A 20995-nucleotide genomic window follows, 5' to 3' on the forward strand; every position below is an offset into this window, starting at 1 on the left:
CAGTGAGCGGACTTATAAGAGATCACCCTCAAACAAGTCAACACACCCATCGTCAAAAAACTGACATTTTTATCAAACTGTTGATTTTATTAGGTAGTTTCGTATTTCTACCGGAAACCGGAGAAAAAGGCAGCCTTCATGTCGCGACTGGCCCTGCTCCAGGAAACATGCAATAGGAACGGACGAGAGTTTCAGAAGACTTGAGGCGTCCAACGCCTCTTTATAAAGCCAAGAATTGGAGAGCCCGTGCGCATTCTCGATGAAGCCGTCATTTCCGAGCTGCCGAATTATTACCGTGGCAAGGTGCGGGAAAACTACGATCTGCCCGACGGCAACCGCATCATCATATCGACCGATCGCCTTAGCGCGTTTGATCGTGTCCTCACCTGCATACCTTATAAGGGACAGGTATTGACCCAGACAGCACGCTACTGGTTCGAACAAACGAAGGATATTTGTCCGAACCACGTCGTGAGCTATCCCGACCCAAATGTCGTCATCGGCAAGCGGCTGGACATATTGCCGGTCGAGGTGGTGGTTCGCGGTTATCTGGCCGGCACCACCGGCACGTCGATCCTGACCCTTTATAAGAAGGGTGAGCGGCAGATGTACGGCATGAGCCTGCCGGACGGGATGAAAGACAACCAGATTCTGCCCGAACCGGTGATCACACCGACGAGCAAGGCCTTCGATGGCGGCCATGACGAACCGCTGACGCCGGCCGAGATCGTGGAGAAGAAACTGCTGACGCAGGAGCAATGGGACACGCTTTCCCGTTACGCGCTGGCGCTGTTCAAGCGCGGGCAGGAAATTGCCGCAAAGCAGGGCCTCATTCTCGTCGACACCAAATATGAATTTGGAACGGATGAAAACGGCACAATCATCCTGGCCGATGAGATCCACACGCCCGATAGCAGCCGCTACTGGATGGCCGACAGCTATGAGGAAAGCTTCCGCAACGGAACACGGCCGGCAAGCTTCGACAAGGATTTCGTGAGGGCCTGGGTCGCCGAACGCTGCGACCCTTATAAGGACGACGTTCCCGAAATTCCGCAGGACCTCGTCTTGCAGACTTCGAAGGTCTATATTGATGCTTACGAGCGCATCACCGGACAGAGCTTCGTTCCCGACGATAGCGGCGAGACACCGCTTGCAAGAATACGCCGGAACCTGGAGCTGTTCTTCCCCGGAGTCTGACCGTGAGCAAAACGATCGAACAGGCGAGAAAGGCCGACAGGAAGAGTGACCGTCCTGTCAGGCGCCGGCCTCGCCGTTCCGCCGAGGAAACGCGGCGGGACATTCTCGCCAAGGCAGAAGAGCTTTTCCGCGAACGTGGTTTCAATGCGGTGGCGATTGCCGATATCGCCGCGGCGCTCGGCATGTCTCCCGCCAACGTCTTCAAGAATTTCAGCTCGAAGAACGCGCTCGTCGATGCGATCGCCTTCGAGCAGATCGGCGCATTCGAACGGGACATCCAGCCGCTGGATAAAAGCCACGCGCCGCTTTCGAGACTGCGCCATCTCGCCCGCACGCTGATGGAACAGCACCACCAGGATCTAAACGACAATCCCTACATATTCGAAATGATCCTGATGACGGCAAAGCAGGACATGAAGTGCGGCGACTATTATAAAGCCGTCATCGCCAACCTGCTCGCCGAGATTATCCGCGATGGTATCGATGCGCGAATCTACGCGCCGGCCGAGATTTCTCCTCTGGCGGAAACCGTGCTCCACGCGCTGACAAGCGTGATTCATCCCGTCCTCATTGCCCGGGAAGATATCGGCAATTTAGCAACACGTTGCGATCAACTCGTCGATTTAATCGACGCGGGATTGCGCAATCCGCTTGCTAAGTGACGATTCCCAATTTACGTCACCTTCTCGCAATTGCTTGCGAAGCGCAAAAGCCTGCGCTTCTATGCGCGTGGCGGTCCGGACAGAATGAGCGAATCGGGTCCTTCCAAGGCCTTCGCCTGTCGTGTCTGTTTCCGGACGCGCATCCGCCGAGCGACATTGCGCTTATAGTTGAATGCGATCGATACGCAGGGAAGAACAATGAGCCGACGTATTTTACCCCTATTTGCTTCTCTGTGTGTGACCGCTCTTCTGGCAGGTTGCAGCGATGGCGGCGAGAGCAGCCAGAACGCCGCCCAGAGCGCCGAGCGTCCGCCGTCCCCGGTCAGCATCATCCTGATGAAGACCAGCGAATATCCCTTGACCACGGTTCTGCCCGGTCGCGCCAGCGCGTTCCAGACAGCGGAAATCCGCCCGCGCGTCACCGGCATCATCCGCGAAATTCCCTTCAAGGAAGGCAGCGAGGTCAAGCAGGGCGATATTCTCTACCAGATCGAGGACAATACCTATCTGGCGGAAGTGGCGCAGGCCAAGGCAAACGTGGCGAAGGCGGAAGCAAGCATTCCGAGCGCCCAGGCGAACCTTGCCCGTTACGAACGCCTGGTCAACAGCGGCGCGACGCAGATCGAATATGAAAACGCCAAGGTGACGCTTCTGCAGGCGCAAGCCGATGTGGCCCAGACCAAGGCGGCGCTGGAAACGGCGGAAATCAACCTCGATCTCACCAAGGTACGCGCTCCCTTCGACGGCATCACCAGCGCAACCGCTTTCAGCATCGGCAATGTGGTGACGGCCAACCAGACGACGGCTTTGACGACGCTGCGCCGCATCGATCCGATCTATATCGATCTGATGGAATCCAGCATCAATCTTCTGCGTCTGAAAAAGGCGATCTCGTCGGGCCAGCTTGGCGGCGACACGAAGGAGACCGGCATTCACCTGACGCTGGAAGACGGCACGGAATACAAGCATGACGGCAAGATCGACATGTCGGACATGGCCGTAAGCGAAACCACGGGCACCTTCTCCATCCGCGCCCTCTTCGAAAACCCGGACGATCTTCTGCTTCCCGGCACCTATGTCCGCGCCACGCTGACCATCGGCAAGGAAAAAGGCTTCCGCATTCCGCAGCGCGCCGCGAGCCGGAACGCCAATGGCGAACTGACAGCGAAATTCGTGACGGCGGAAAACAAGGTGGAAACCCGCACCTTCCCGTCCAGCCAGCAGTCGGGCAATGCCTGGCTGGTGACGGAAAACGTCAAGGATGGCGACAAGCTCATCGTCGACGGCTTCCAGTGGATTGCCGACGGTGCGACGGTCGCACCCGTTGAAGTGACCATCGACGATCGCGGTATCGTCGTTCTGCCGCAGCAAGCTCAGCCTGCCGCCGCCCCCTCGAAATAAGCATGAGCACGAAACCCTCGGTCGAAGCTCGTAAAAGGTAAGGCAGGACTGCCATGGCCCATTTCTTCATCAGGCGCCCCGTGTTTGCATGGGTTATCGCCATCGTCATCATGCTGGGCGGCGCCCTTGCGATCTGGACGCTTTCCATTTCGCAATATCCCGATATCGCACCGACAACGGTACGCGTCAGCGCGACCTATAATGGCGCGAGCGCCGAGACAGTCGAAAAATCGGTGACGACCATCATCGAGGACGGCATGACCGGCCTTGATGACCTCACTTATATGACATCGTCGTCCTCAACCGGCAGCGCCGAAGTGACGCTGACCTTCGGCAATACCATCCTGCCGGACATCGCGCAGGTTCAGGTGCAGAACAAGCTGCAGCTTGTCCAGTCGCAACTGCCTGACACGGTGCAGCAGCAGGGTCTTCAGGTCAGCCGATCCACATCCAGTATTCTGATGGTTGGCGCGCTGATCTCGACCGACGGCAAACGCAACTCGGCCGATCTCGGTGACGTCTTCTCCTCGCGTGTCGAAGACCAGATCAAGCGCCTCGAAGGCGTGGGCAGCATCAACGTCTTCGGTTCCGAATATGCGATGCGCATCTGGCTGGATCCGTTCAAGCTCAACAAGTACCAGCTGACCACGGCCGACGTGACCAGCGCCATCGAGAGCCAGAACACCCAGGTTTCCGTGGGTTCGCTTGGCGCGGTGCCCGCAGTCAAGGGTCAGCAGCTCAACGTGACGGTGACGGCGCAGAGCCAGCTCACCACTGTTGCCGATTTCGAATCGGTCATCCTGAAAGTCGAAAAGGACGGCGCAACCGTTCGCCTGAGCGACGTGGCCCGCATTGAAATCGGCCAGGAAACCTATGGTGGCGATTCCCGTTCGAACGGCCGTCCCTCTGCCGGTTTCGCGGTCAACCTCGCCACGGGTGCCAACGCACTCGATACGGCAGCGCGCGTAAAGTCGGCGCTTTCCGCTGTCGAAGGTTCGCTGCCAGAGGGGGTTTCGATCGAATATCCCTATGACACGACACCCTTCGTGAAGCTGTCGATCGAGAAAGTGGTACACACGCTGATCGAGGCGATCATCCTCGTTTTCGTCGTGCTGCTGGTGTTCCTGCAAAACCTCAGAGCCACCTTCATTCCGATGATCGCGGTTCCCGTCGTGCTTCTCGGCACGTTCGGCGTCCTTGCGCTGACAGGATATTCCATCAACACGCTCACCATGTTCGCCATGGTTCTGGCCATCGGCCTTCTCGTTGACGACGCTATCGTCGTTGTCGAAAACGTCGAACGAATCATGTCGGAAGAGGGCTTGTCGCCGGTCGAGGCGACCGAGAAGTCGATGGGCGAGATCACCGGTGCGATCATCGGTATCGCGCTCGTGCTCACCGCCGTGTTCATTCCGATGGCTTTCTTCGGTGGATCGACGGGCATCATCTACCGCCAGTTCTCGGTCACCATCGTTTCGGCCATGCTGCTTTCGGCGGTGGTCGCCATCGTTCTGACGCCGGCGCTCTGCGCCACGATGCTGAAACCGATCGACCATCACAAGAAGCAGCGCGGACCGGGCGCGTGGTTCAACCGCGGCTTTGGCAAGACGACGGATGGTTACGTTTCCTCTATCGGTTATCTGCTGAAGCGGCCTCTCCGCGTGATGATTATTTTCGCGATCGTGATCGGCGGCTGCGCCTGGTTCTTCAGCAAGCTGCCCAGCTCGTTCCTGCCGCAGGAAGACCAGGGCGTGCTGCTGACGATCATCCAGACGCCGACCGGTTCGAACATCGAACGGACCAATGAGGTGGTAAAGCAGGTCGAAAGCTACTTCCGTGAAAAGGAGGCCGCCAATGTCGAATCGGTTTTCGGCGTTCTCGGCTTCAGCTTCAGCGGTTCTGGCCAGAACAACGCCATCGTCTTCACCAAGCTCAAGGATTTCGCCGAGAGAACGGCCCCCGACCAACACGCCGGCGCCATCGTGCAGCGTGCGATGGGCACCTTCTTCGGTTTCCGCGATGCGCAGGTGTTCCCGCTTCTGCCGCCGGCAATTCAGGGCATGGGCACATCGAGCGGTTTCTCGATGTATCTGGTGGATAGCGGCCGCAACGGCACCGAGGCACTGACCGCCACGTCCAAGGAACTGATCGCGCTGGCGACCAGCAATCCGAAGATCAGCTCGCTCAGAAGCGACAGCCAGGACAACGAAACGCAGATGAAGATCATTCTCGATCAGGAAAAGATGGGCGCCATGGGCGTCGATCTCTCCTCCGTGAACCTCATGCTGTCGACGATCTTTGCCGGCCGGGATGTCAACGACTTCACGCTGAACGGCGAGCTCAAGCCCGTTTATGTTCAAGGTGATGCGCCGTACCGCATGCAGCCGGACGATCTCAAGTTCTGGTATGCCCGCAACACCAGTGGCGAAATGGTGCCTTTCTCTTCCTTCAGCGAAGTGAAATGGATCAATGCTCCACCGTCTCTCGCCCGCTTCAACGGCACGGGCGCCATCTCGCTCGAAGGCACCGCCGGTGCGGGCGTTGCATCCGGTGACGCCATGGACGAGATGGAACGCCTGACGGCGAGCCTGCCGGGCGGTTACACGGTGGCATGGCAGGGCATTTCCTATCAGGAACGCCTTTCCGGCTCGCAGGCGCCGATGCTCTATGCGCTCTCGGTGCTGATCGTGTTCCTTTGCCTTGCCGCCCTTTATGAAAGCTGGTCGATCCCCTTCTCGGTCATCATGGCCGTGCCGGTGGGCGTCCTCGGCGCTTTGACTGCGGCGCATTTCTTCGGCCAGTCGAACGACGTCTACTTCAAGGTGGGCCTGCTGACGACCATCGGCCTTGCGGCGAAAAACGCGATTCTGATCGTCGAATTCGCCAAGGAAAGACAGGAGCACGGACTAAGCCTGATGGAAGCGACACTGGAAGCGGCGAAGCTGCGCCTGCGCCCGATCATCATGACGTCGCTGGCCTTCATCCTGGGTGTCGTGCCTCTCGCAATCGCAACCGGAGCGGGTTCCGCCGCACAAAATGCAATCGGCATCGGGGTGCTGGGTGGTATGCTTTCTGCAACACTGCTCGGAATTTTCTTCGTTCCGTCCTTTTTCGTCATCATTCGTCGCCTTTCAAGGCGTTAACAAAACAAAAATGGGCTGTGCCAACCGTTAATACGCTGCTAGAAATGTTGCCGATTTGGCAAATGCACGTTTCTACGGCATATCGACCGCGCAGCCCATTTGTCAGCAAGCCGCGCTCGGTAAGCCAACCAGAGAATTGGGAAAATTACATGCTGTCTATTCGCGCTACTCTTCCCCTGACAATGCTGCTGCTCTCAGGCTGCGTTGTCGGGCCCGACCACAAGACGCCGGAAATTCAATTGCCGGGAAAGTTTGCGGAAGCCGGAAAAACCAGTAATGGCGACATCAGCACCGTTGCGTGGTGGACAGCCTTTAACGATAGCCGCCTCAATGGTTACGTTTCCACTGGCCTCAGCCAGAACCTGACCGTGATGCAGGCGATCGAGCGCATCAATCAGGCGGAAGCCCAAGTCATCTCGGCCGGCGCGGGCGGTCTGCCGAGCCTGACGGCTAACGGCAGCCACACGACCAGCGAGACCAAGGGCAGCTATCGTGATGTTCCCGTCACCAACGTGTCCTCAGGCAGTCTCAGCGTCTCCTGGCTGCTTGACCTCTTCGGCCGCTATCGCCGCGCCACGGAAAGCGCCAATGCATCGCTCGATGCCGCTTACTCCACCGTCGATGTTCAGCGCCTGACGCTGATTTCTTCGGTCGCAGCAGCCTATATCGATGTGCGTTATTATCAGGAGCGCCTGGCGATTGCCCGTCAGAACCTGGCTTCCCGCCGCGAAACGCTGGACCTGACCAAGCTGCAGCTTGAAGCGGGCGCGGCCTCCCGTCTTGATGTCGTCCAGTCCGAAGGTCTGGTCAACTCGACGCTGTCCGACATTCCCGGCCTCGAAACCAACTTCCGCAAGGCGGCGCATCGCATCGCCACGCTTCTCGGCCTGCCGGCCTCATCTCTGATTTCCGAATTGCAGAAGGGCGCACGCCAGCCGGTTGCCCGCAGCATTCCGCGCACCGGCATCCCGGCCGATCTCATCCGCAACCGTCCGGACATTCGTGTCGCCGAACGCAATCTCGCCGCCGCAGTTGCCTCAATCGGTGTCGCGGAAGCGCAGCTCTATCCAAGCATCGAGCTCGGCGGCTCGATCACGCCAAGTTACAATTTCCTGAGCGGTGGCGGCAGGGGAACGGCCAATAGCTGGTCCTTCGGTCCGAGCCTCGTTCTGCCGATTCTCGATGGCGGCAGCATCCGCGCCAATATCGATCTGGCCAACTCCCAGGCGCGTGAGGAATATCTCGTCTGGAAGCAGACGGTGCTGACCGCTGTGGAAGAAGTCGAAAACGCTCTGGCCGCTGTCACCCGCGATCAGCGCACGGCCGATGCATTGCGCAAGACCGTGGCGTCCTATCAGGAAGCGTTGCAGCTTTCGACGGCCAGCTACCGCGACGGCGCCTCCTCGCTGCTCGACGTTCTCGATGCGCAGCGCCAGGTTTCCACCGCACAGGCAAGCCTTGCACAGGCTGTTCAGCAGACCGCGCAGGACTACGTCTCGCTGAACGTAGCGCTCGGTGGCGGTTACGCCGTTGGCCAGACCACGGCTCCGAAGAAGGCGCCCGGCCCAACCCGGACCGCGGCAAAGGCCATGTAAGATACGCCGCAAGGCAAAGAAAAGCCCGCGTCTCGACGCGGGCTTTTTTATTATTCGTGACACAAAAAAAGCACCGGTCTCCCGGTGCTTCTGTCTAACCGGCCGTCAGGCTCAGTTCTTGGCGCGCTCGACGTAGGAATTGTCTTCGGTCGCGATGACCACGCGGATACCAGCATCGATATGCGGCGGCACCATGGTGCGGATGCCGTTGGAAAGAATGGCCGGCTTGTAGGAAGAAGACGCCGTCTGGCCCTTAACGACCGGTTCGGTTTCCGTGATTTCCAGCGTGACGTGGCGCGGCAGTTCGACGGCCAGCGGATTGCCTTCATGAATGGAAAGAATGCAGGTCATGCCTTCCTGCAGATAGGCCTTCTGATCGCCCATCGTTTCGGCATCGACCACAACCTGATCATAGTTCTCCGGGTTCATGAAGTGGAAGCCTTCGCCATCTTCATAAAGGAACTGGAAGTTCAGGTCTTCAACGAAAGCGCGCTCGACCTGCTCGGTGGTGCGCCAGCGCTCGGAGACCTTCACGCCGTCAACGATGCGGCGCATGTCCACCTGCGTGACCGGCGTGCCCTTGCCGGGGTGAAAGTTCTGCGCGGTAAGAACGACGTAAAGCTTGCCGTCCACGTCGAGAACATTGCCCTTGCGGACGGATGAGGCGATAACCTTGACCATATGACTTCCTTGTAACTCGATGAAATGCGTCGTAAAGGACTGCGCGGCAGCACCGGCCCCGGCAGACGTTTTGTCTTTTTTCTGGGGCGCAACTACCTTAAATCCGCACGAATTGCCAGCCTTCTACAGCAATTCGCGGAAGAGTGCCTAGCGGTTTTCCGCCCGGAAAAGCTTTAAATGACGCGATCAGGCGTTTTGCGGGCCGTTTATCCGCAATTGGGCGCCACAGAGAAGACGGAAAAGAACAGAGAATGCGCGCGAGCAACGAGACAATGTCGCCATGGTGGACGCCGGACGTCCACGCCGACCGCCGCGCGTTTCTCATTGGGCGCAATGCGATCCAGTCGGCTTTTCGCGGCTATTTCGCCAGCGCCGATTTTCTCGAGGTCGACACGGCGACATTGCAGATTTCCCCCGGCAATGAGGCGCATCTGCATGCTTTCGTCACGCAGGGCCTGACGCCGGCCGGCGACGCCGTGCCGCTTTATCTGCACACCTCGCCTGAATTCGCCTGCAAGAAGCTGCTCGCCGCCGGTGAAAAACGCATCACCTGTTTTGCCCATGTTTACAGAAACCGGGAACGAGGCCCCCTGCACCATCCGGAATTCACCATGCTGGAATGGTACCGGGTCGGCGAAACCTATGAGAGCCTGATGAAGGACAGCGCCAATCTTCTGGCGCTGGCAGCCGAAACCACAAAGACAAAGAATTTCACCTATCGCGGCCGCAGCGTTGATCCCTTCCTCGAGCCGGAGCGGGTAAGCGTCGCCGAAGCCTTCGAGCGATATGCGGGCGTCGACCTGCTGGCCACCATCAGCCGAAACGGCGAAACCGACGCTCGCCATCTTGCGGCGAACCTCACCGAGGCCGGCATCCGCGTGGCCGATGACGATACCTGGGCGGATATGTTCAGCCGCGTCATCGTAGAGCGGGTGGAGCCGGAGCTGGGTTTCGGCAGGCCGACCATTCTCGATGAATATCCGACCTGTGAGGCAGCCCTTGCCCGCAAGTCACCCAAGGATGCGCGCGTGGCGGAGCGTTTCGAGCTATATGCCTGCGGCGTTGAACTCGCCAATGCCTTCGGCGAATTGACCGACGCCGCCGAGCAGAGGCGGCGTTTCGAAATGGAAATGGCCGAGAAGCAGCGGGTTTACGGCGAAACCTATCCACTGGACGAGGATTTTCTGGCCGCGCTGGCAATCATGCCGCCGGCAAGCGGCATAGCGCTTGGTTTCGACCGGCTGGTGATGCTGGCAACCGGCGCGCCCCGTATCGATCTCGTCATGTGGGCCCCAGTCGCGGAATATGGACGATGACAGGGCTTGAGACCATCAAGACAGCCGAAGCACTTCTCGAAGCGGGGCTTATCGAAGCCGAAGCGCTCGAGACGCTGCGCACTGTAACGCAACGTTACGCGCTCGCCATCACGCCATCGATTGCCGGGCTGATCGACAGCCGCGACCCGCAGGATCCCATCGCCCGACAATTCGTTCCTGACCCGGCCGAACTCGTTCATCTTCCTGAAGAACGGGACGATCCGATTGGCGACGACGCGCACAGCCCCGTCCACGGCATCGTCCACCGTTATCCCGACCGGGTGCTTTTAAAGGCAGTGCATGTCTGCCCCGTTTATTGCCGCTTCTGTTTCCGCCGGGAGATGGTCGGACCGCAGGGCAACGGCATGATGAGCCCGGCGGAACTTGACGCCGCATTCGGCTATATAAAGGCCAATCCCGCCATCTGGGAGGTCATCCTGACCGGTGGCGATCCGCTGGTGCTTTCCCCACGGCGCTTGTCCGACCTGATGACGCGCCTGAAAGACATACCGCATGTGAAGATCGTCCGCTTCCACACCCGCGTGCCGGTGGTCGATCCCGACCGTATCGACGCGGCGCTGATCGATGCGCTGAAGGCCAGCGGCAAAACCACCTATGTGGCCCTGCACGCGAATCATTCCCGTGAACTCAGCGAAGCCGCAAGGCAGGCCTCGGCACGCCTGATCGACGCCGGTATCGCCATGGTGAGCCAGACGGTCCTTTTGAAAGGCGTCAATGACGACCCGGCGGTTCTTGCCGAGTTGATGCGCGCCTTTGTCGAGACCCGTATCAAGCCTTATTACCTGCATCATCCCGATCTTGCGCCTGGCACCAGCCATTTCCGGCTGACGATAGAAGAGGGGCAGCGAATCGTTTCCGCTTTGCGGGGGCATGTCTCCGGCCTTTGCCAGCCGACCTATGTTCTCGACATTCCCGGCGGCCACGGCAAGGCGGCAATTGGCAGAAATGCGGCCGAAAAAACCCGCGATGGCTGTTATTCCGTTTCCGACTTCAACGGAAACGATCATGTTTATCCACCACCAGCCACCGGCGACGATTAAAAAATACATAAAAAGCCTGCTACAGCGGGCTTTTCGCGGCGGCAGCCGACGAAAACAAAAATTTCACATTTCCGCCCCTCTCCTGTCATCATAAAGAAAAATATTCTACCTATAACAATCAGCATTGATTTTAGTGCTGGTCTGGATTATCAGTGTGGAACTGGAGAACGAGTCTCCTGATTCCGGGCCAACACCAATACAGGGAGTGTGTCATGTCAAAACATATCAACATCAACGCAATCCTTGGTTTTGAGTCCTGGAACGCTGGATTTAAATCCACGTGTTCCCGCTGCTGTCGAATGTGACTTAACGGTCTCAATTTACTGAAAATCAGTTCGACAAAATGCTGTGTGAAGTAGCCACAGCGGGAGTATATCTATGCAGAAGCAAGTTATTGAATTCGCTGGCGAACCCGTCGGCATCGTCATCCCGGATAATGACCGGTTGAAGTTTATCGCGGTGAAGTTCCACGTTCACGACCTGGACGAACAGAAGTTCGACAGCGCCGACGACGTGCGGATTGCGATCCGCGATCTCGTGCGCAATCGGAATCTGGCCGCGGTCGCCTGATGCGGGAAAACTTTCGCCCGCTCACAGAACCGTCAAAACCAGAGCGCGCCAAATATCGGACCCCGAACAGCGGCCCGATGGCGCGCTTTTTTCTCGTTGACAAGCCATCTACCCGCCCAGCACCAGCCATTCAGGGTGTATCAAAAGCTCTGATGCACTAAGCTAAAAAAGCGCCTGAAAGTCAGGATTAGAGCCGAACGCCACGTACGCGGTCTTCCTGACGCACCCCACTCTTCCCTCATTCCTGTGCTCGTCACAGAAATCTAGCCAGACCAAGTCATTGGGCTGAAAGGCCTCTCCCTCCGCGCAGACGCGCGTTGACTGGATTCCTGTGACAAGCACAGGGATGAGGGCCGAGCCCGTATCGAAGGTTCGAATTGCGGGTCAGAATGCAGTAAAGGTCAGCGTCGTCAGCGAACGCACGATTCCCGGAATATTGACGATGTTCTGGTTGATGAACTTGCCGATATCTTCTTCCTGCGGCAGATAGATTTTCAGCAGCAGATCATATTCACCGCTGGTGGAATAAAGCTCGGAAACCAGTTCCGTCTTATAGATGGCGTCGGCGACATCATAGGTCTTGCCGGGCTCACATTGAAGCTGAACGAAAATGGGCTTCACGGACATCTCCCGTATTTGAACTTTCGGTACATGGCTGCTCGCGCCACGCGTCATGGCGCACTATTGGCTGAGCAGCGTCCGTCTTGCAAGACCGCTTACCGGTTTACGCCGAAAACTCCGCGGTACTGCCGTTCGCGCCAGCTGCGGCCTCGGAAACGATCCACCGCCGAAAACTTTCGAGCGGCGCATAACCGGCGCGATCCGGCATGCAGGCGAGGTAATAGGCTTCCTCGCTCTCCACTTCCCCCGCAACAGCCGCGACCAGACGACCGCTTCGCAACTCCTCCTCAATCATGAAAGAAGGAATGAGCGAGGCTCCAACCCCGGCGCTCGCCGCCTCGGCAATCGTCGTAAACTGATCGAAAAGCATGCCATGCACATTGTCGAAACCAACGTCATGGCTGCGAAACCATTGCTCCCAGGCATCCGGCCGTGTCGTCATGTGCAGCAACGGGACATGCAGCAGATCGTCCGGCCTTGAAAGTCCGTGTCGCGCCTTGAAGGCGGGGCTGCATACCGGAATGACCTTTTCATGCATCAGGAAAACCAGCTCGGTACCGGGCCAATGCGGCAATCCGAAATGGATGGCCGCATCGACTGTGTCGGTGCGGAAATCGAACAGCGATGACCGCGTCAGAAGATTGACCGAAACGCCGGGATGTCTGGCGATGAAATCGGGAAGGCGCGGCACAAGCCAGCGCGTGCCGAAGCTCGGCAGAACCCCGAGGTTGAGCGTGCCGCCATCCGGATTGGCACGCAGGTTGAGCGAGGCCGTCGATATGCGCCGCAACGCCTCGCGGATTTCCCGCGCATACCCCTCCCCCGCCCTTGTCAGCCGGATCGTCTGCCGCTCACGCAGGAACAGCGCCACGCCAAGCTGCTCTTCGAGCGCCAGGATTTGGCGGCTGACCGCACCCTGCGTCAGCCCCAGTTCCCTCGCGGCGGCGGTGACGCTGCCCGTCCGGGAAGCGGCTTCGAAAGCCGCCAGCAGCGAAAGCGAAGGCAGAAAACGGCGTGGCGGCAGGACCATATTCCCTCACGGAATGAACTCTTGACGATATGTCGATATTCAACAGGCAAGACCGCTTGTAAAGTCTTATAAACAAGGGCTTGTAACTCATACGAAGAACAAATGAACTGGCCCGGAACACGGTGGAACGATGTATAATGACCCCCGCTCGCACGGCCTCTGGGAAAAGACCGCGCCGCAGCCGCCCGTAACGCCCGCCTTGCAGGGCGCAGCAATTGCCGATGTCATCGTCGTCGGAGGTGGCTTTACCGGTCAGTCCGCCGCCCTTCATCTTGCCGAACGGGGTGTGGATGTCGTTCTTCTCGAAGCAAGGGAAATCGGCTTCGGCGGCGCAGGCCGCAATGTCGGCCTCATCAATGGCGGCATGTGGGTCATGCCGAAAGAGCTACCCGGCGTGCTGGGCGAGGTTTACGGCGAGCGCCTTCTCGATCTTCTGGGCAATGCCCCGCTTCTCGTGCGTGAACTGGTGGAAAAACACGCAATTCCCTGCGAGATCGAAAAAAACGGCACGCTCCATTGCGCCGTCGGAGAAAAAGGGCTCGCCGAAATCCGTGAGCGCTGCGAACAATGGGCGGAGAGAGGCGCACCCGTCCGCATCCTCGATGCCGAAGAGACAGCGAGACGTACCGGCAGTACGGGCTATTCCGGTGCGCTTCTGGATACACGCGCCGGCACGATACAGCCGCTTGCCTATGTTCGAGGCCTTGCCGCAGCCGCCCAGAAAGCGGGCGTGCGCCTGCATACCGAAAGCCCCGTGGTAGCGACCGAACGCAGCAACGGAAAATGGGTGGTGCAGACGCCGCAAGGGTCTGTAACCGCCAACTGGATCGTTGTAGCCACCGAAGCCTATAGCACCGGCCCATGGCAGATCGTTCGCGATGAACAGGTCTACCTGCCCTATTTCAATTTTGCGACGAGACCGCTCGGCGATAATCTGCAAAAGAGCATCCTGCCTGGCCGTGAAGGCTGCTGGGATACGAAGGAGATTCTCTCATCCTTCCGCATGGACAAAGCCGGCCGGCTGGTCTTCGGCAGCGTCGGCGCCCTGCGCGGCACCGGCGCCGCCATTCATCGCGCCTGGGCGAAGCGCTCGCTGAAGCGACTTTTCCCGCAACTCGGGGATACGGAATTCGAATGTGAATGGTACGGCCAAATAGGCATGACGGACAATGCCGTGCCCCGCTTTCACAAATTCGCTGAAAATGTCGTCGGCTTTTCAGGCTATAACGGCCGCGGCATCGCGCCGGGCACGGCCTTCGGCAAGGTCATTGCGCAGCATATTCTCGGTGAAATTGCTGAAGCCGAATTGCCGCTGCCTTTGACGGAGCCGAAAGCGCAGACTTTCCGGACGGTGAAGGAAGCCTATTACGAGGCAGGCGCACAGATCGCCCATTTCGCCGGCGAGCGTTTTTGATCGGACACAGAGTCGCTTCTAATGAACCACATCATCCTTGGGCTTGCCTCAAGGATTTAATCACATTCAATAAAATGAAGACGTTGCTGATGCGCGGGACAAGCCAGAGCATGACGAGGAGGGCTTTTCGAGCTTAGCCACCCCTCTCCGCAGACACACCGGCAGCCTCTTTTCCTCATCCCATCGATATATCCTTGAAAATATAATGATTGCCCTATAGGCCTATCGATATATTCATCGGAATATCTCGAACCGGGGGTAACAGACCATGAGACTTTTGCGTCGCAGCTTCTTCAAAACCATTGCCGCAGCCACATCCTTCTGGATGGCGGCCTCACTCGCGGCCGTTCCGGCCCATGCCGCCGAAAAAGTCACGGTGTTTGCCGCCGCAAGCATGAAAAACGCACTCGATGCTCTCAACGCCGAGTGGGCGAAGGAAAGCGGTAACGAAGCAACCGTCTCGTATGCAGCAAGCTCGGCGCTGGCCAAGCAGATCGAGCAGGGCGCACCGGCGGATATCTTCATTTCGGCCGATCTCGCATGGATGGACTATATCGCCGAAAAGAAGCTGATCAACGCTGACACCCGCTCCAATCTTCTCGGCAACCGCATTGTTCTCGTCGCTCCCGCAGACAAGGCAAAGCCGGTCGAGATCAAGCAAGGCTTCGATCTTGCCGCTCTGGTGGGCGATGGCCGACTGGCCATGGGTGCGGTCGATTCCGTGCCGGCGGGCAAATACGGCAAGGCCGCTCTGGAAAAGCTCGGGGTCTGGTCCTCGGTGGAACAAAAGGTCGCCGGCGCGGAGAGCGTGCGTGCCGCCCTGCTGCTCGTCTCGCGCGGCGAAGCACCCTATGGCATTGTCTACCAGACCGACGCCGCCGCCGATCCGGGCGTGAAGATCGTCGGCACCTTCCCGGAAGACAGCCATCCGCCGATCATCTACCCGGTCGCCATTCTTTCGGAAGCCAAGTCCCCGGCAGCAAAAGCCTATCTGGATTTCCTGAAGTCGGCCAAGGCAACGCCCTTCTTCGAAAAGCAAGGCTTTACCGTTTTGAAATAAACTGCCTTTCGTGACCCCAACCTATGGGCCGCGAGAGATAACGATTGCAGGATATGGCATTGCATTGGTGGACACTCAGCCCTGAAGAATGGACGGCGATCAGGCTCAGCCTGTGGGTGTCGTCCATCGCCATGCTTGCCAGCCTGCCTTTCGGCATTCTGGTCGCCGTGGCGCTGGCGCGCGGTCGCTTCTGGGGCAAGTCTCTCCTCAACGGCATCGTCCACCTGCCGCTCATCCTGCCGCCCGTCGTCACCGGCTTTCTGCTGCTCGTCCTGTTCGGCCGCAGGGGCGCGATCGGACAATTTCTCGATAGCTGGTTCGGCATCGTCTTTTCCTTCCGCTGGACCGGGGCCGCGCTCGCCTGCGCCGTCATGGCCTTTCCGCTGATGGTGCGTTCCATCCGCCTCTCCATAGAAGCGGTGGACCGCAAGCTGGAAGAAGCGGCGGGAACATTGGGGGCAAGCCCGTTCTGGGTGTTCCTCACCGTCACCCTGCCCTTGACCCTGCCCGGTATCATTGCCGGCATGATCCTGGCTTTCGCCAAGGCCATGGGCGAATTCGGCGCGACCATTACCTTCGTGTCCAATATTCCCGGCGAGACCCAGACTTTGTCCGCCGCCATCTATACCTTCACTCAGGTTCCGGGCGGCGATGCCAGCGCGTTGCGGCTAACAATTGTCTCCGTCGTGATTTCCATGCTCGCTTTGCTCGTCTCGGAGTTTCTGGCCCGCATCGTCGGCAAACGGGTGAGCATCGAATGATGCTTTCGGTCGCCACCCGCCATCGCCTCGGTTCTTTCGAACTCGATGCGTCATTCACCTCCGAAGGCGGCGTCACCGCGCTGTTCGGGCGCTCCGGCTCCGGCAAAACCTCGATGATCCGCATCATAGCAGGCCTGTTGCGGCCGGATGAGGGACAGGTTTTGCTTAATGGTGAAGTGCTGGCAGATAGCGGAACACGGCTGTTCCTGCCGGCTCATAAACGCCGCTTCGGTTATGTTTTTCAGGAAGCGCGGCTCTTCCCGCATCTCAGCGTGGCGCAGAACCTGCATTACGGCAGATGGTTCGCCGGGAACAAAACCGGGAGCGCAAATGAAGACCGCATCGTCGACATGCTCGGCATCGGCCATCTCCTGCAACGCCGGCCGGACAAGCTTTCCGGTGGCGAAAAACAGCGTGTCGCGATTGGCCGCGCGCTCCTCTCATCACCCAGGCTGCTGCTGATGGACGAGCCGCTCGCCTCGCTCGACGAGGAGCGAAAAGCCGAAATCATTCCCTATCTCGAACGGCTGCGCGACGAGACGAAAATCCCGATCGTCTATGTCAGCCATTCTATTCAGGAGGTCGCCCGCCTCGCCGACCGCATCGTGGTGATGAAGGACGGCAAGGTGGAGGCGCAGGGAAAAGCGGCCGACGTGCTTTCCAGACCGGCTTTCAGCGCGCATCTCGAACGACGCGAAGCGGGCAGCATTCTTTCCGGGCACATTGAAAGCTTTGATGAGCGACATGGCCTTGCCGCCGTGAGGCTAAAGACCAAGCTGCTGCATGTTCCGGCAAAAAGGGGAACGGCGGGCAGCCCGGCGCGGGTGCTCATACCGGCGCGCGATGTGATGCTGGCAACCGTAAAACCCGAAGGCTTGAGCGCGCTCAACATTCTCGCGGGCCATGTCGCGACTGTTTCTGTCAGCGAAGACGGCATGGTCACAGTTCATGTGGATTGCGGCGGCGACATCATCCAGTCGCGCATCACCGATCTGTCACGCGAAAGGCTACAACTGGAACCCGGAAAACCGGTGCACGCGATCATAAAGTCGGCGGCTCTCGATCCCTATTGAGAGCCGCATCGGGATTGCGGTTGGCCTCCAGCCAGTCGATATCCGCGCGCAAGGCCTCGTTCATCCGCTTTTCCATGCCACGATAACGCTCCAGCACCTCAGTGCCGAAAGCGGTCAACGCCGCACCGCCGCCCTGTTTACCGCCACGTTGCGATTCGATAACCGGTTGCCTGAACATATGGTTCAACGCATCCACCAGCAGCCATGCGCGGCGATAGGACATGTCCATCGCCCGCCCGGCGGCAGAGATGGAGCCCGTCTCGACGATCAGTTCCATCAATTCGATCTTGCCATGGCCGAGACGTTCTCCGGGCGGAAAGTCGATACGAAGAACTGGCTTCAGTGGCGGGTGGGCCTCACTCATTGTTCAAAGGCTCCGTCCATGAAGATCGCGATAGGCCTTTTGCGCTCCATCCACCGGCAAGGCCGTCGCCTCATAGACGCCACGCGCGACCGCGCGCGCCATCACCATGGTCGCCAGATGGCAAAGCTCGGCGAAATGAACGCCGCCCTCAAGCGGCTTTTCACCGGTCGAGGCCGCGAACATGGTGTCGCCGTCGCTTGGCAGATGGGCGGGCAGAACGGCGCGCGCCAGCCCATCATGCGCCATGATGGAAAGGCGATGCGCCTGCGCCTTGGTCAGCACGGCATCCGTCACCACCGCACCGATGGTCGTTGCCGTGAGATTGACGCCCTTGAGGCGCAGCGCGGTATGATCCGGCTCGAAACGATCGGGAAAACCGCAATCGCCGTATTCACCCTGCACTTCAAACGGCGCGGACCAGAAATGGCGGCCCGTTCCAACGGTTGCCGAGCCGAGCGCATTGACGGCAACGATGGCGGCCACCTTATAACCGCCGGAACTGACAGCACTTGCCGACCCGAGCCCGCCCTTGAAGGTGGCTGTCGTCGCACCCGTTCCGGCCCCGACCGTTCCAAGCGCGAAGGGCTCCGGACGCGCCGCCTTGAAGGCCGCATATCCCATCTCGCGATAGGGCGAATGCAGTCCCCAGTCCTTGTCGCCGCCATTCAGCAGATCCATCAGGATCGCCTGCGGCACGATGGGAACGCGGGTGGAACCCACTTGCAGGCCGCGTCCGATTTCGCGCAGCCCGGCCTGAACGCCGCCTGCCGCATCCAGCCCGAAGGCAGAACCGCCTGACAGCACGAAGGCATCCACCGTTTCCACCGTCATCGCGGGATCGAGCAGGCCCGTATCGCGCCCGCCCGGCGCACCACCCAAAACAGAACCGGAGGCGATGGCGGGCTTTTCGAAAACAATCGCCGTAACACCGGAGCCGAGGGCAAGATCGGTGACATTGCCGACCGAAACGCCGCCGATATCCGTCAGAAGATTGGTGAGTGCCGCCATGCCGTTTCCCTTTTTCTCCCGGTATCCCGCCACCATCAGGCACTGTCAACGCAAAACGTGAGGTGCCTGATGTCGACGACAAGCCACGATCAGGAAAAAACAGCCGTTCCGATCACGGGCGTCGAGGGAACGGCCATGTCCCTCGGCTCCAGCGGCCCGGAAAGATATGCCTGATGGCCGGCGTCTATGGCGCGGGCGAAAGCCTCCGCCATGCCGACTGGGTCTCCCGCGCCCGCCACCGCCGTGTTGAGCAGAACGGCATCGTAACCGAGTTCCATAACCGTGACGGCATGCGACGGGCGGCCGATACCGGCATCGACGATCAGCGGCACATCCGGGAAACGCGCCCGCATGGATTTCAGCGCCGTCAGATTGAGCGGTCCCATGGCGCTGCCGATTGGCGCGCACCAGGGCATCAGGACCTTGCAGCCTGCCTCCAGCAGCTTCTCGGCGACGACCAGATCGTCCGTCGTATAGGGAAAGACCTCAAAACCCTCGTCGCAGAGGATTTTCGCCGCTTCGACAAGTGCGAAGACATCGGGCTGCAGCGTGTCGTGATGACCGATAACCTCCAGCTTGATCCAGTCAGTGCGGAACACATCGCGGGCCATCTTTGCCGTCAGCACCGCTTCCTTGACCGTGTGGCAACCGGCGGTGTTGGGCAGGATCTGGCGATCCAGCTCACGGATAAGCTCGAAAAACTGACCGCCCTTCTTGCCAGCCGCCGTTTCCCGGCGCAGTGAAATCGTCAGAATATCCGTATTGCTCGCCCGCACGGCATCGGCAAGCACGGCAGGCGACGGATAGCGCGCCGTGCCGAGCAGGAGACGGGACGAGACCTCGCGGCCATAAAGCGTCAGCATGGTTTCAGCCTCCCTGCATCGGTGAGAGGATTTCGATACGGTCGAAAGCCTTCAGCTTATAATCGGCGCGCTCTTCCGAATGCACCAGATCGCCGTTTACCGCCGTCGCCAGCCACTCACCCTCGTATTCGAGGCTGGCGAGCAGGCCGGCCAGCGTCTCGGCGGCGAGATCAAGCTCGTCGCCATTCACCATAAGTTTCATGATCCCGTTCCTTTTGAGAGAGAGTTTGGCAGACGATTTCAGCCGCCTGCCGCGCCATCGCCGGCGACAGCAGAAAGCCGTGCCGGTGCGCGCCGTTGATGAAAATTGTCCGGCCATCCTGCGTGACCTTCGGCAGATTGTCGGGATAGGCGGGGCGCACGCCGGTGCCTGTCTCGATGATTTCCGCTTCCGCGAAAGCCGGATGCACGGCATAAGCGGCATTCAGGAACTCCATCATCGAGCGGGCGGAAATGGCGCCCGCATCTTCCGTCTCGATCATCGTCGCGCCCACCATGAAACGGCCGGGCTCGCGCGGCACGATGTAAAGCGGAATGCGCGGATGCAGCAGCCGGACGGGACGAGACAGGGAAACCTCCCGCGTGGCGAGATAGAGCATCTCTCCCCGCACACCGCGAAGTCCGGAAATCCCGCCGATTGCCGCAGAACCAGTGCAATCCACCACCCGGTCGAACGGCTCTTCATCCAGCGGGATACCCATATGGAACTGCACACCCATGGCGCAGAGCCTTCGATACAGCGATTTCAGTGCAAGACGCGGATCGAGATGCCCCTCACCCGGAAAATAAAGCCCGGATCGAAACCGCCCGGCAAGATCTGGCTCCAGCGCGGCGATTTCGCCCTCATCCACCCAGCGATAGCCAGCGGTCCGCGATGCGAAACGCGAAAGCTCCGCCTTATCGCGGGCCGGCGCAACAACCAGCGTGCCGTTACGGACGACAAGGCCGGGTGTCGCTTCATCCCACCAGTCGAGCGCCGCCTGACCGAGCGTCAGAACCGCCGCTTCAGCGCTTTCACGCTCGCACCAAGGCGCCAGCATGCCGCCCGCATACCAGGATGCGCCGCGAGAGGGTTCGGCATTGCGCTCGCAAACCTCGACGGTAACACCGGTCCGCTCCAGTTCGAAGGCCGCCGTCAAACCGGCGACCCCCGTTCCCTTGACCAGAACGCGCAT

The 20995-nt window shown here is 59.5% G+C and carries 20 protein-coding genes; 12 read left to right on the forward strand and 8 right to left on the reverse strand.

What is annotated here, in order from left to right; genetic code table 11:
• Window positions 1–246: 246 nt before the first annotated feature.
• From RAC79_RS04635 to RAC79_RS04655, 5 genes are all read left to right on the forward strand, one after another.
• Entirely contained in the window at window positions 247–1197 is a 951-nt protein-coding gene (locus tag RAC79_RS04635) for a phosphoribosylaminoimidazolesuccinocarboxamide synthase (RefSeq protein WP_374996938.1), read from the forward strand.
• A 2-nt stretch (window positions 1198–1199) separates the two neighbouring features.
• Window positions 1200–1859: a TetR/AcrR family transcriptional regulator gene (locus tag RAC79_RS04640; protein ID WP_065657017.1), complete on the forward strand. Its 660-nt coding sequence runs from the start codon at window positions 1200–1202 to the stop codon at window positions 1857–1859.
• Window positions 1860–2057: 198 nt separating this feature from the next.
• Window positions 2058–3260 (forward strand): efflux RND transporter periplasmic adaptor subunit, encoded by a 1203-nt coding sequence (locus RAC79_RS04645; RefSeq protein ID WP_059760011.1) that lies wholly within the window; start codon window positions 2058–2060, stop codon window positions 3258–3260.
• Between the two features lie 53 nt (window positions 3261–3313).
• Window positions 3314–6403: an efflux RND transporter permease subunit gene (locus RAC79_RS04650; RefSeq protein WP_174039673.1), complete on the forward strand. Its 3090-nt coding sequence runs from the start codon at window positions 3314–3316 to the stop codon at window positions 6401–6403.
• Window positions 6404–6552: 149 nt separating this feature from the next.
• Complete coding sequence (locus tag RAC79_RS04655) at window positions 6553–7998, forward strand: efflux transporter outer membrane subunit (protein ID WP_065657015.1); 1446 nt, start codon at window positions 6553–6555, stop codon at window positions 7996–7998.
• Window positions 7999–8109: 111 nt separating this feature from the next.
• Here the strand turns inward: RAC79_RS04655 and efp are convergent, their stop codons facing one another.
• Window positions 8110–8679, reverse strand: coding sequence for an elongation factor P (gene efp / locus RAC79_RS04660; protein WP_003504809.1), 570 nt, complete (start codon window positions 8677–8679; stop codon window positions 8110–8112).
• Window positions 8680–8930: 251 nt separating this feature from the next.
• Here efp and epmA point away from each other — a divergent pair, with 251 nt between their 5' ends.
• From epmA to RAC79_RS04675, 3 genes are all read left to right on the forward strand, one after another.
• On the forward strand, window positions 8931–9995 hold the full coding sequence (gene epmA / locus RAC79_RS04665; protein WP_174039674.1) for an EF-P lysine aminoacylase EpmA: 1065 nt from the start codon (window positions 8931–8933) through the stop codon (window positions 9993–9995).
• Window positions 9992–11056, forward strand: a complete 1065-nt coding sequence (locus RAC79_RS04670; protein ID WP_174039675.1) for a lysine-2,3-aminomutase-like protein — start codon at window positions 9992–9994, stop codon at window positions 11054–11056. Before epmA ends, RAC79_RS04670 begins: the two co-directional genes overlap by 4 nt.
• Before the next feature lie 378 nt (window positions 11057–11434).
• Window positions 11435–11626: a hypothetical protein gene (locus RAC79_RS04675; RefSeq protein ID WP_003492264.1), complete on the forward strand. Its 192-nt coding sequence runs from the start codon at window positions 11435–11437 to the stop codon at window positions 11624–11626.
• Between the two features lie 384 nt (window positions 11627–12010).
• Here the strand turns inward: RAC79_RS04675 and RAC79_RS04680 are convergent, their stop codons facing one another.
• Window positions 12011–12247 (reverse strand): Lrp/AsnC ligand binding domain-containing protein, encoded by a 237-nt coding sequence (locus RAC79_RS04680; protein WP_003521320.1) that lies wholly within the window; start codon window positions 12245–12247, stop codon window positions 12011–12013.
• 103 nt (window positions 12248–12350) lie between these two features.
• Entirely contained in the window at window positions 12351–13277 is a 927-nt protein-coding gene (locus RAC79_RS04685) for a LysR family transcriptional regulator (RefSeq protein ID WP_174039676.1), read from the reverse strand.
• Between the two features lie 130 nt (window positions 13278–13407).
• On the opposite strand from RAC79_RS04685, the gene RAC79_RS04690 reads away from it, so the two are divergent.
• The 4 genes from RAC79_RS04690 (at window position 13408) to modC (ending at window position 17585) form a co-directional block, all read left to right on the forward strand.
• Entirely contained in the window at window positions 13408–14691 is a 1284-nt protein-coding gene (locus RAC79_RS04690) for an FAD-binding oxidoreductase (RefSeq protein ID WP_174039677.1), read from the forward strand.
• A 268-nt stretch (window positions 14692–14959) separates the two neighbouring features.
• Window positions 14960–15751 (forward strand): molybdate ABC transporter substrate-binding protein, encoded by a 792-nt coding sequence (gene modA / locus RAC79_RS04695; RefSeq protein ID WP_078052426.1) that lies wholly within the window; start codon window positions 14960–14962, stop codon window positions 15749–15751.
• 53 nt (window positions 15752–15804) lie between these two features.
• Window positions 15805–16512, forward strand: coding sequence for a molybdate ABC transporter permease subunit (gene modB / locus RAC79_RS04700; RefSeq protein WP_174039678.1), 708 nt, complete (start codon window positions 15805–15807; stop codon window positions 16510–16512).
• Window positions 16509–17585, forward strand: a complete 1077-nt coding sequence (gene modC, locus RAC79_RS04705) for a molybdenum ABC transporter ATP-binding protein (protein ID WP_374996939.1) — start codon at window positions 16509–16511, stop codon at window positions 17583–17585. The genes modB and modC overlap by 4 nt, the downstream gene beginning before the upstream one ends.
• Here the strand turns inward: modC and RAC79_RS04710 are convergent.
• From RAC79_RS04710 to thiO, 5 genes are all read right to left on the reverse strand, one after another.
• Window positions 17554–17949, reverse strand: coding sequence for a winged helix-turn-helix domain-containing protein (locus RAC79_RS04710; RefSeq protein ID WP_174039680.1), 396 nt, complete (start codon window positions 17947–17949; stop codon window positions 17554–17556). The two genes, modC and RAC79_RS04710, sit on opposite strands and share 32 nt — an antisense overlap.
• A 3-nt stretch (window positions 17950–17952) precedes the next feature.
• The gene (locus RAC79_RS04715; RefSeq protein ID WP_174039681.1) at window positions 17953–18957 is read right to left on the reverse strand and encodes a P1 family peptidase; all 1005 of its coding nucleotides are present in this window, start codon (window positions 18955–18957) and stop codon (window positions 17953–17955) included.
• Window positions 18958–19046: 89 nt separating this feature from the next.
• Window positions 19047–19820: a thiazole synthase gene (locus tag RAC79_RS04720; protein WP_174039682.1), complete on the reverse strand. Its 774-nt coding sequence runs from the start codon at window positions 19818–19820 to the stop codon at window positions 19047–19049.
• A gap of 4 nt (window positions 19821–19824) precedes the next feature.
• On the reverse strand, window positions 19825–20022 hold the full coding sequence (gene thiS / locus RAC79_RS04725; RefSeq protein ID WP_059759987.1) for a sulfur carrier protein ThiS: 198 nt from the start codon (window positions 20020–20022) through the stop codon (window positions 19825–19827).
• Window positions 19991–20995, reverse strand: a complete 1005-nt coding sequence (gene thiO, locus RAC79_RS04730) for a glycine oxidase ThiO (RefSeq protein ID WP_142844335.1) — start codon at window positions 20993–20995, stop codon at window positions 19991–19993. The genes thiS and thiO overlap by 32 nt, the downstream gene beginning before the upstream one ends.

Source organism: Agrobacterium sp. LR_9 (genome assembly GCF_041954855.1).
Lineage (GTDB): Bacteria > Pseudomonadota > Alphaproteobacteria > Rhizobiales > Rhizobiaceae > Agrobacterium > Agrobacterium leguminum.

Coding starts and splice junctions, on each gene's coding strand:
- RAC79_RS04685 (WP_174039676.1), bottom strand. CDS start 13,277: ATGGTCCTGCCGCCACGCCGTTTTCTGCCTTCGCTTTCGCTGCTGGCG.
- RAC79_RS04650 (WP_174039673.1), top strand. CDS start 3,314: ATGGCCCATTTCTTCATCAGGCGCCCCGTGTTTGCATGGGTTATCGCC.
- epmA (WP_174039674.1), top strand. CDS start 8,931: ATGCGCGCGAGCAACGAGACAATGTCGCCATGGTGGACGCCGGACGTC.
- RAC79_RS04720 (WP_174039682.1), bottom strand. CDS start 19,820: ATGCTGACGCTTTATGGCCGCGAGGTCTCGTCCCGTCTCCTGCTCGGC.
- RAC79_RS04675 (WP_003492264.1), top strand. CDS start 11,435: ATGCAGAAGCAAGTTATTGAATTCGCTGGCGAACCCGTCGGCATCGTC.
- modB (WP_174039678.1), top strand. CDS start 15,805: ATGGCATTGCATTGGTGGACACTCAGCCCTGAAGAATGGACGGCGATC.
- RAC79_RS04670 (WP_174039675.1), top strand. CDS start 9,992: ATGACAGGGCTTGAGACCATCAAGACAGCCGAAGCACTTCTCGAAGCG.
- thiS (WP_059759987.1), bottom strand. CDS start 20,022: ATGAAACTTATGGTGAATGGCGACGAGCTTGATCTCGCCGCCGAGACG.
- RAC79_RS04710 (WP_174039680.1), bottom strand. CDS start 17,949: ATGAGTGAGGCCCACCCGCCACTGAAGCCAGTTCTTCGTATCGACTTT.
- modA (WP_078052426.1), top strand. CDS start 14,960: ATGAGACTTTTGCGTCGCAGCTTCTTCAAAACCATTGCCGCAGCCACA.
- thiO (WP_142844335.1), bottom strand. CDS start 20,995: ATGCGCGTTCTGGTCAAGGGAACGGGGGTCGCCGGTTTGACGGCGGCC.
- RAC79_RS04690 (WP_174039677.1), top strand. CDS start 13,408: ATGTATAATGACCCCCGCTCGCACGGCCTCTGGGAAAAGACCGCGCCG.
- RAC79_RS04715 (WP_174039681.1), bottom strand. CDS start 18,957: ATGGCGGCACTCACCAATCTTCTGACGGATATCGGCGGCGTTTCGGTC.
- modC (WP_374996939.1), top strand. CDS start 16,509: ATGATGCTTTCGGTCGCCACCCGCCATCGCCTCGGTTCTTTCGAACTC.
- efp (WP_003504809.1), bottom strand. CDS start 8,679: ATGGTCAAGGTTATCGCCTCATCCGTCCGCAAGGGCAATGTTCTCGAC.
- RAC79_RS04645 (WP_059760011.1), top strand. CDS start 2,058: ATGAGCCGACGTATTTTACCCCTATTTGCTTCTCTGTGTGTGACCGCT.
- RAC79_RS04655 (WP_065657015.1), top strand. CDS start 6,553: ATGCTGTCTATTCGCGCTACTCTTCCCCTGACAATGCTGCTGCTCTCA.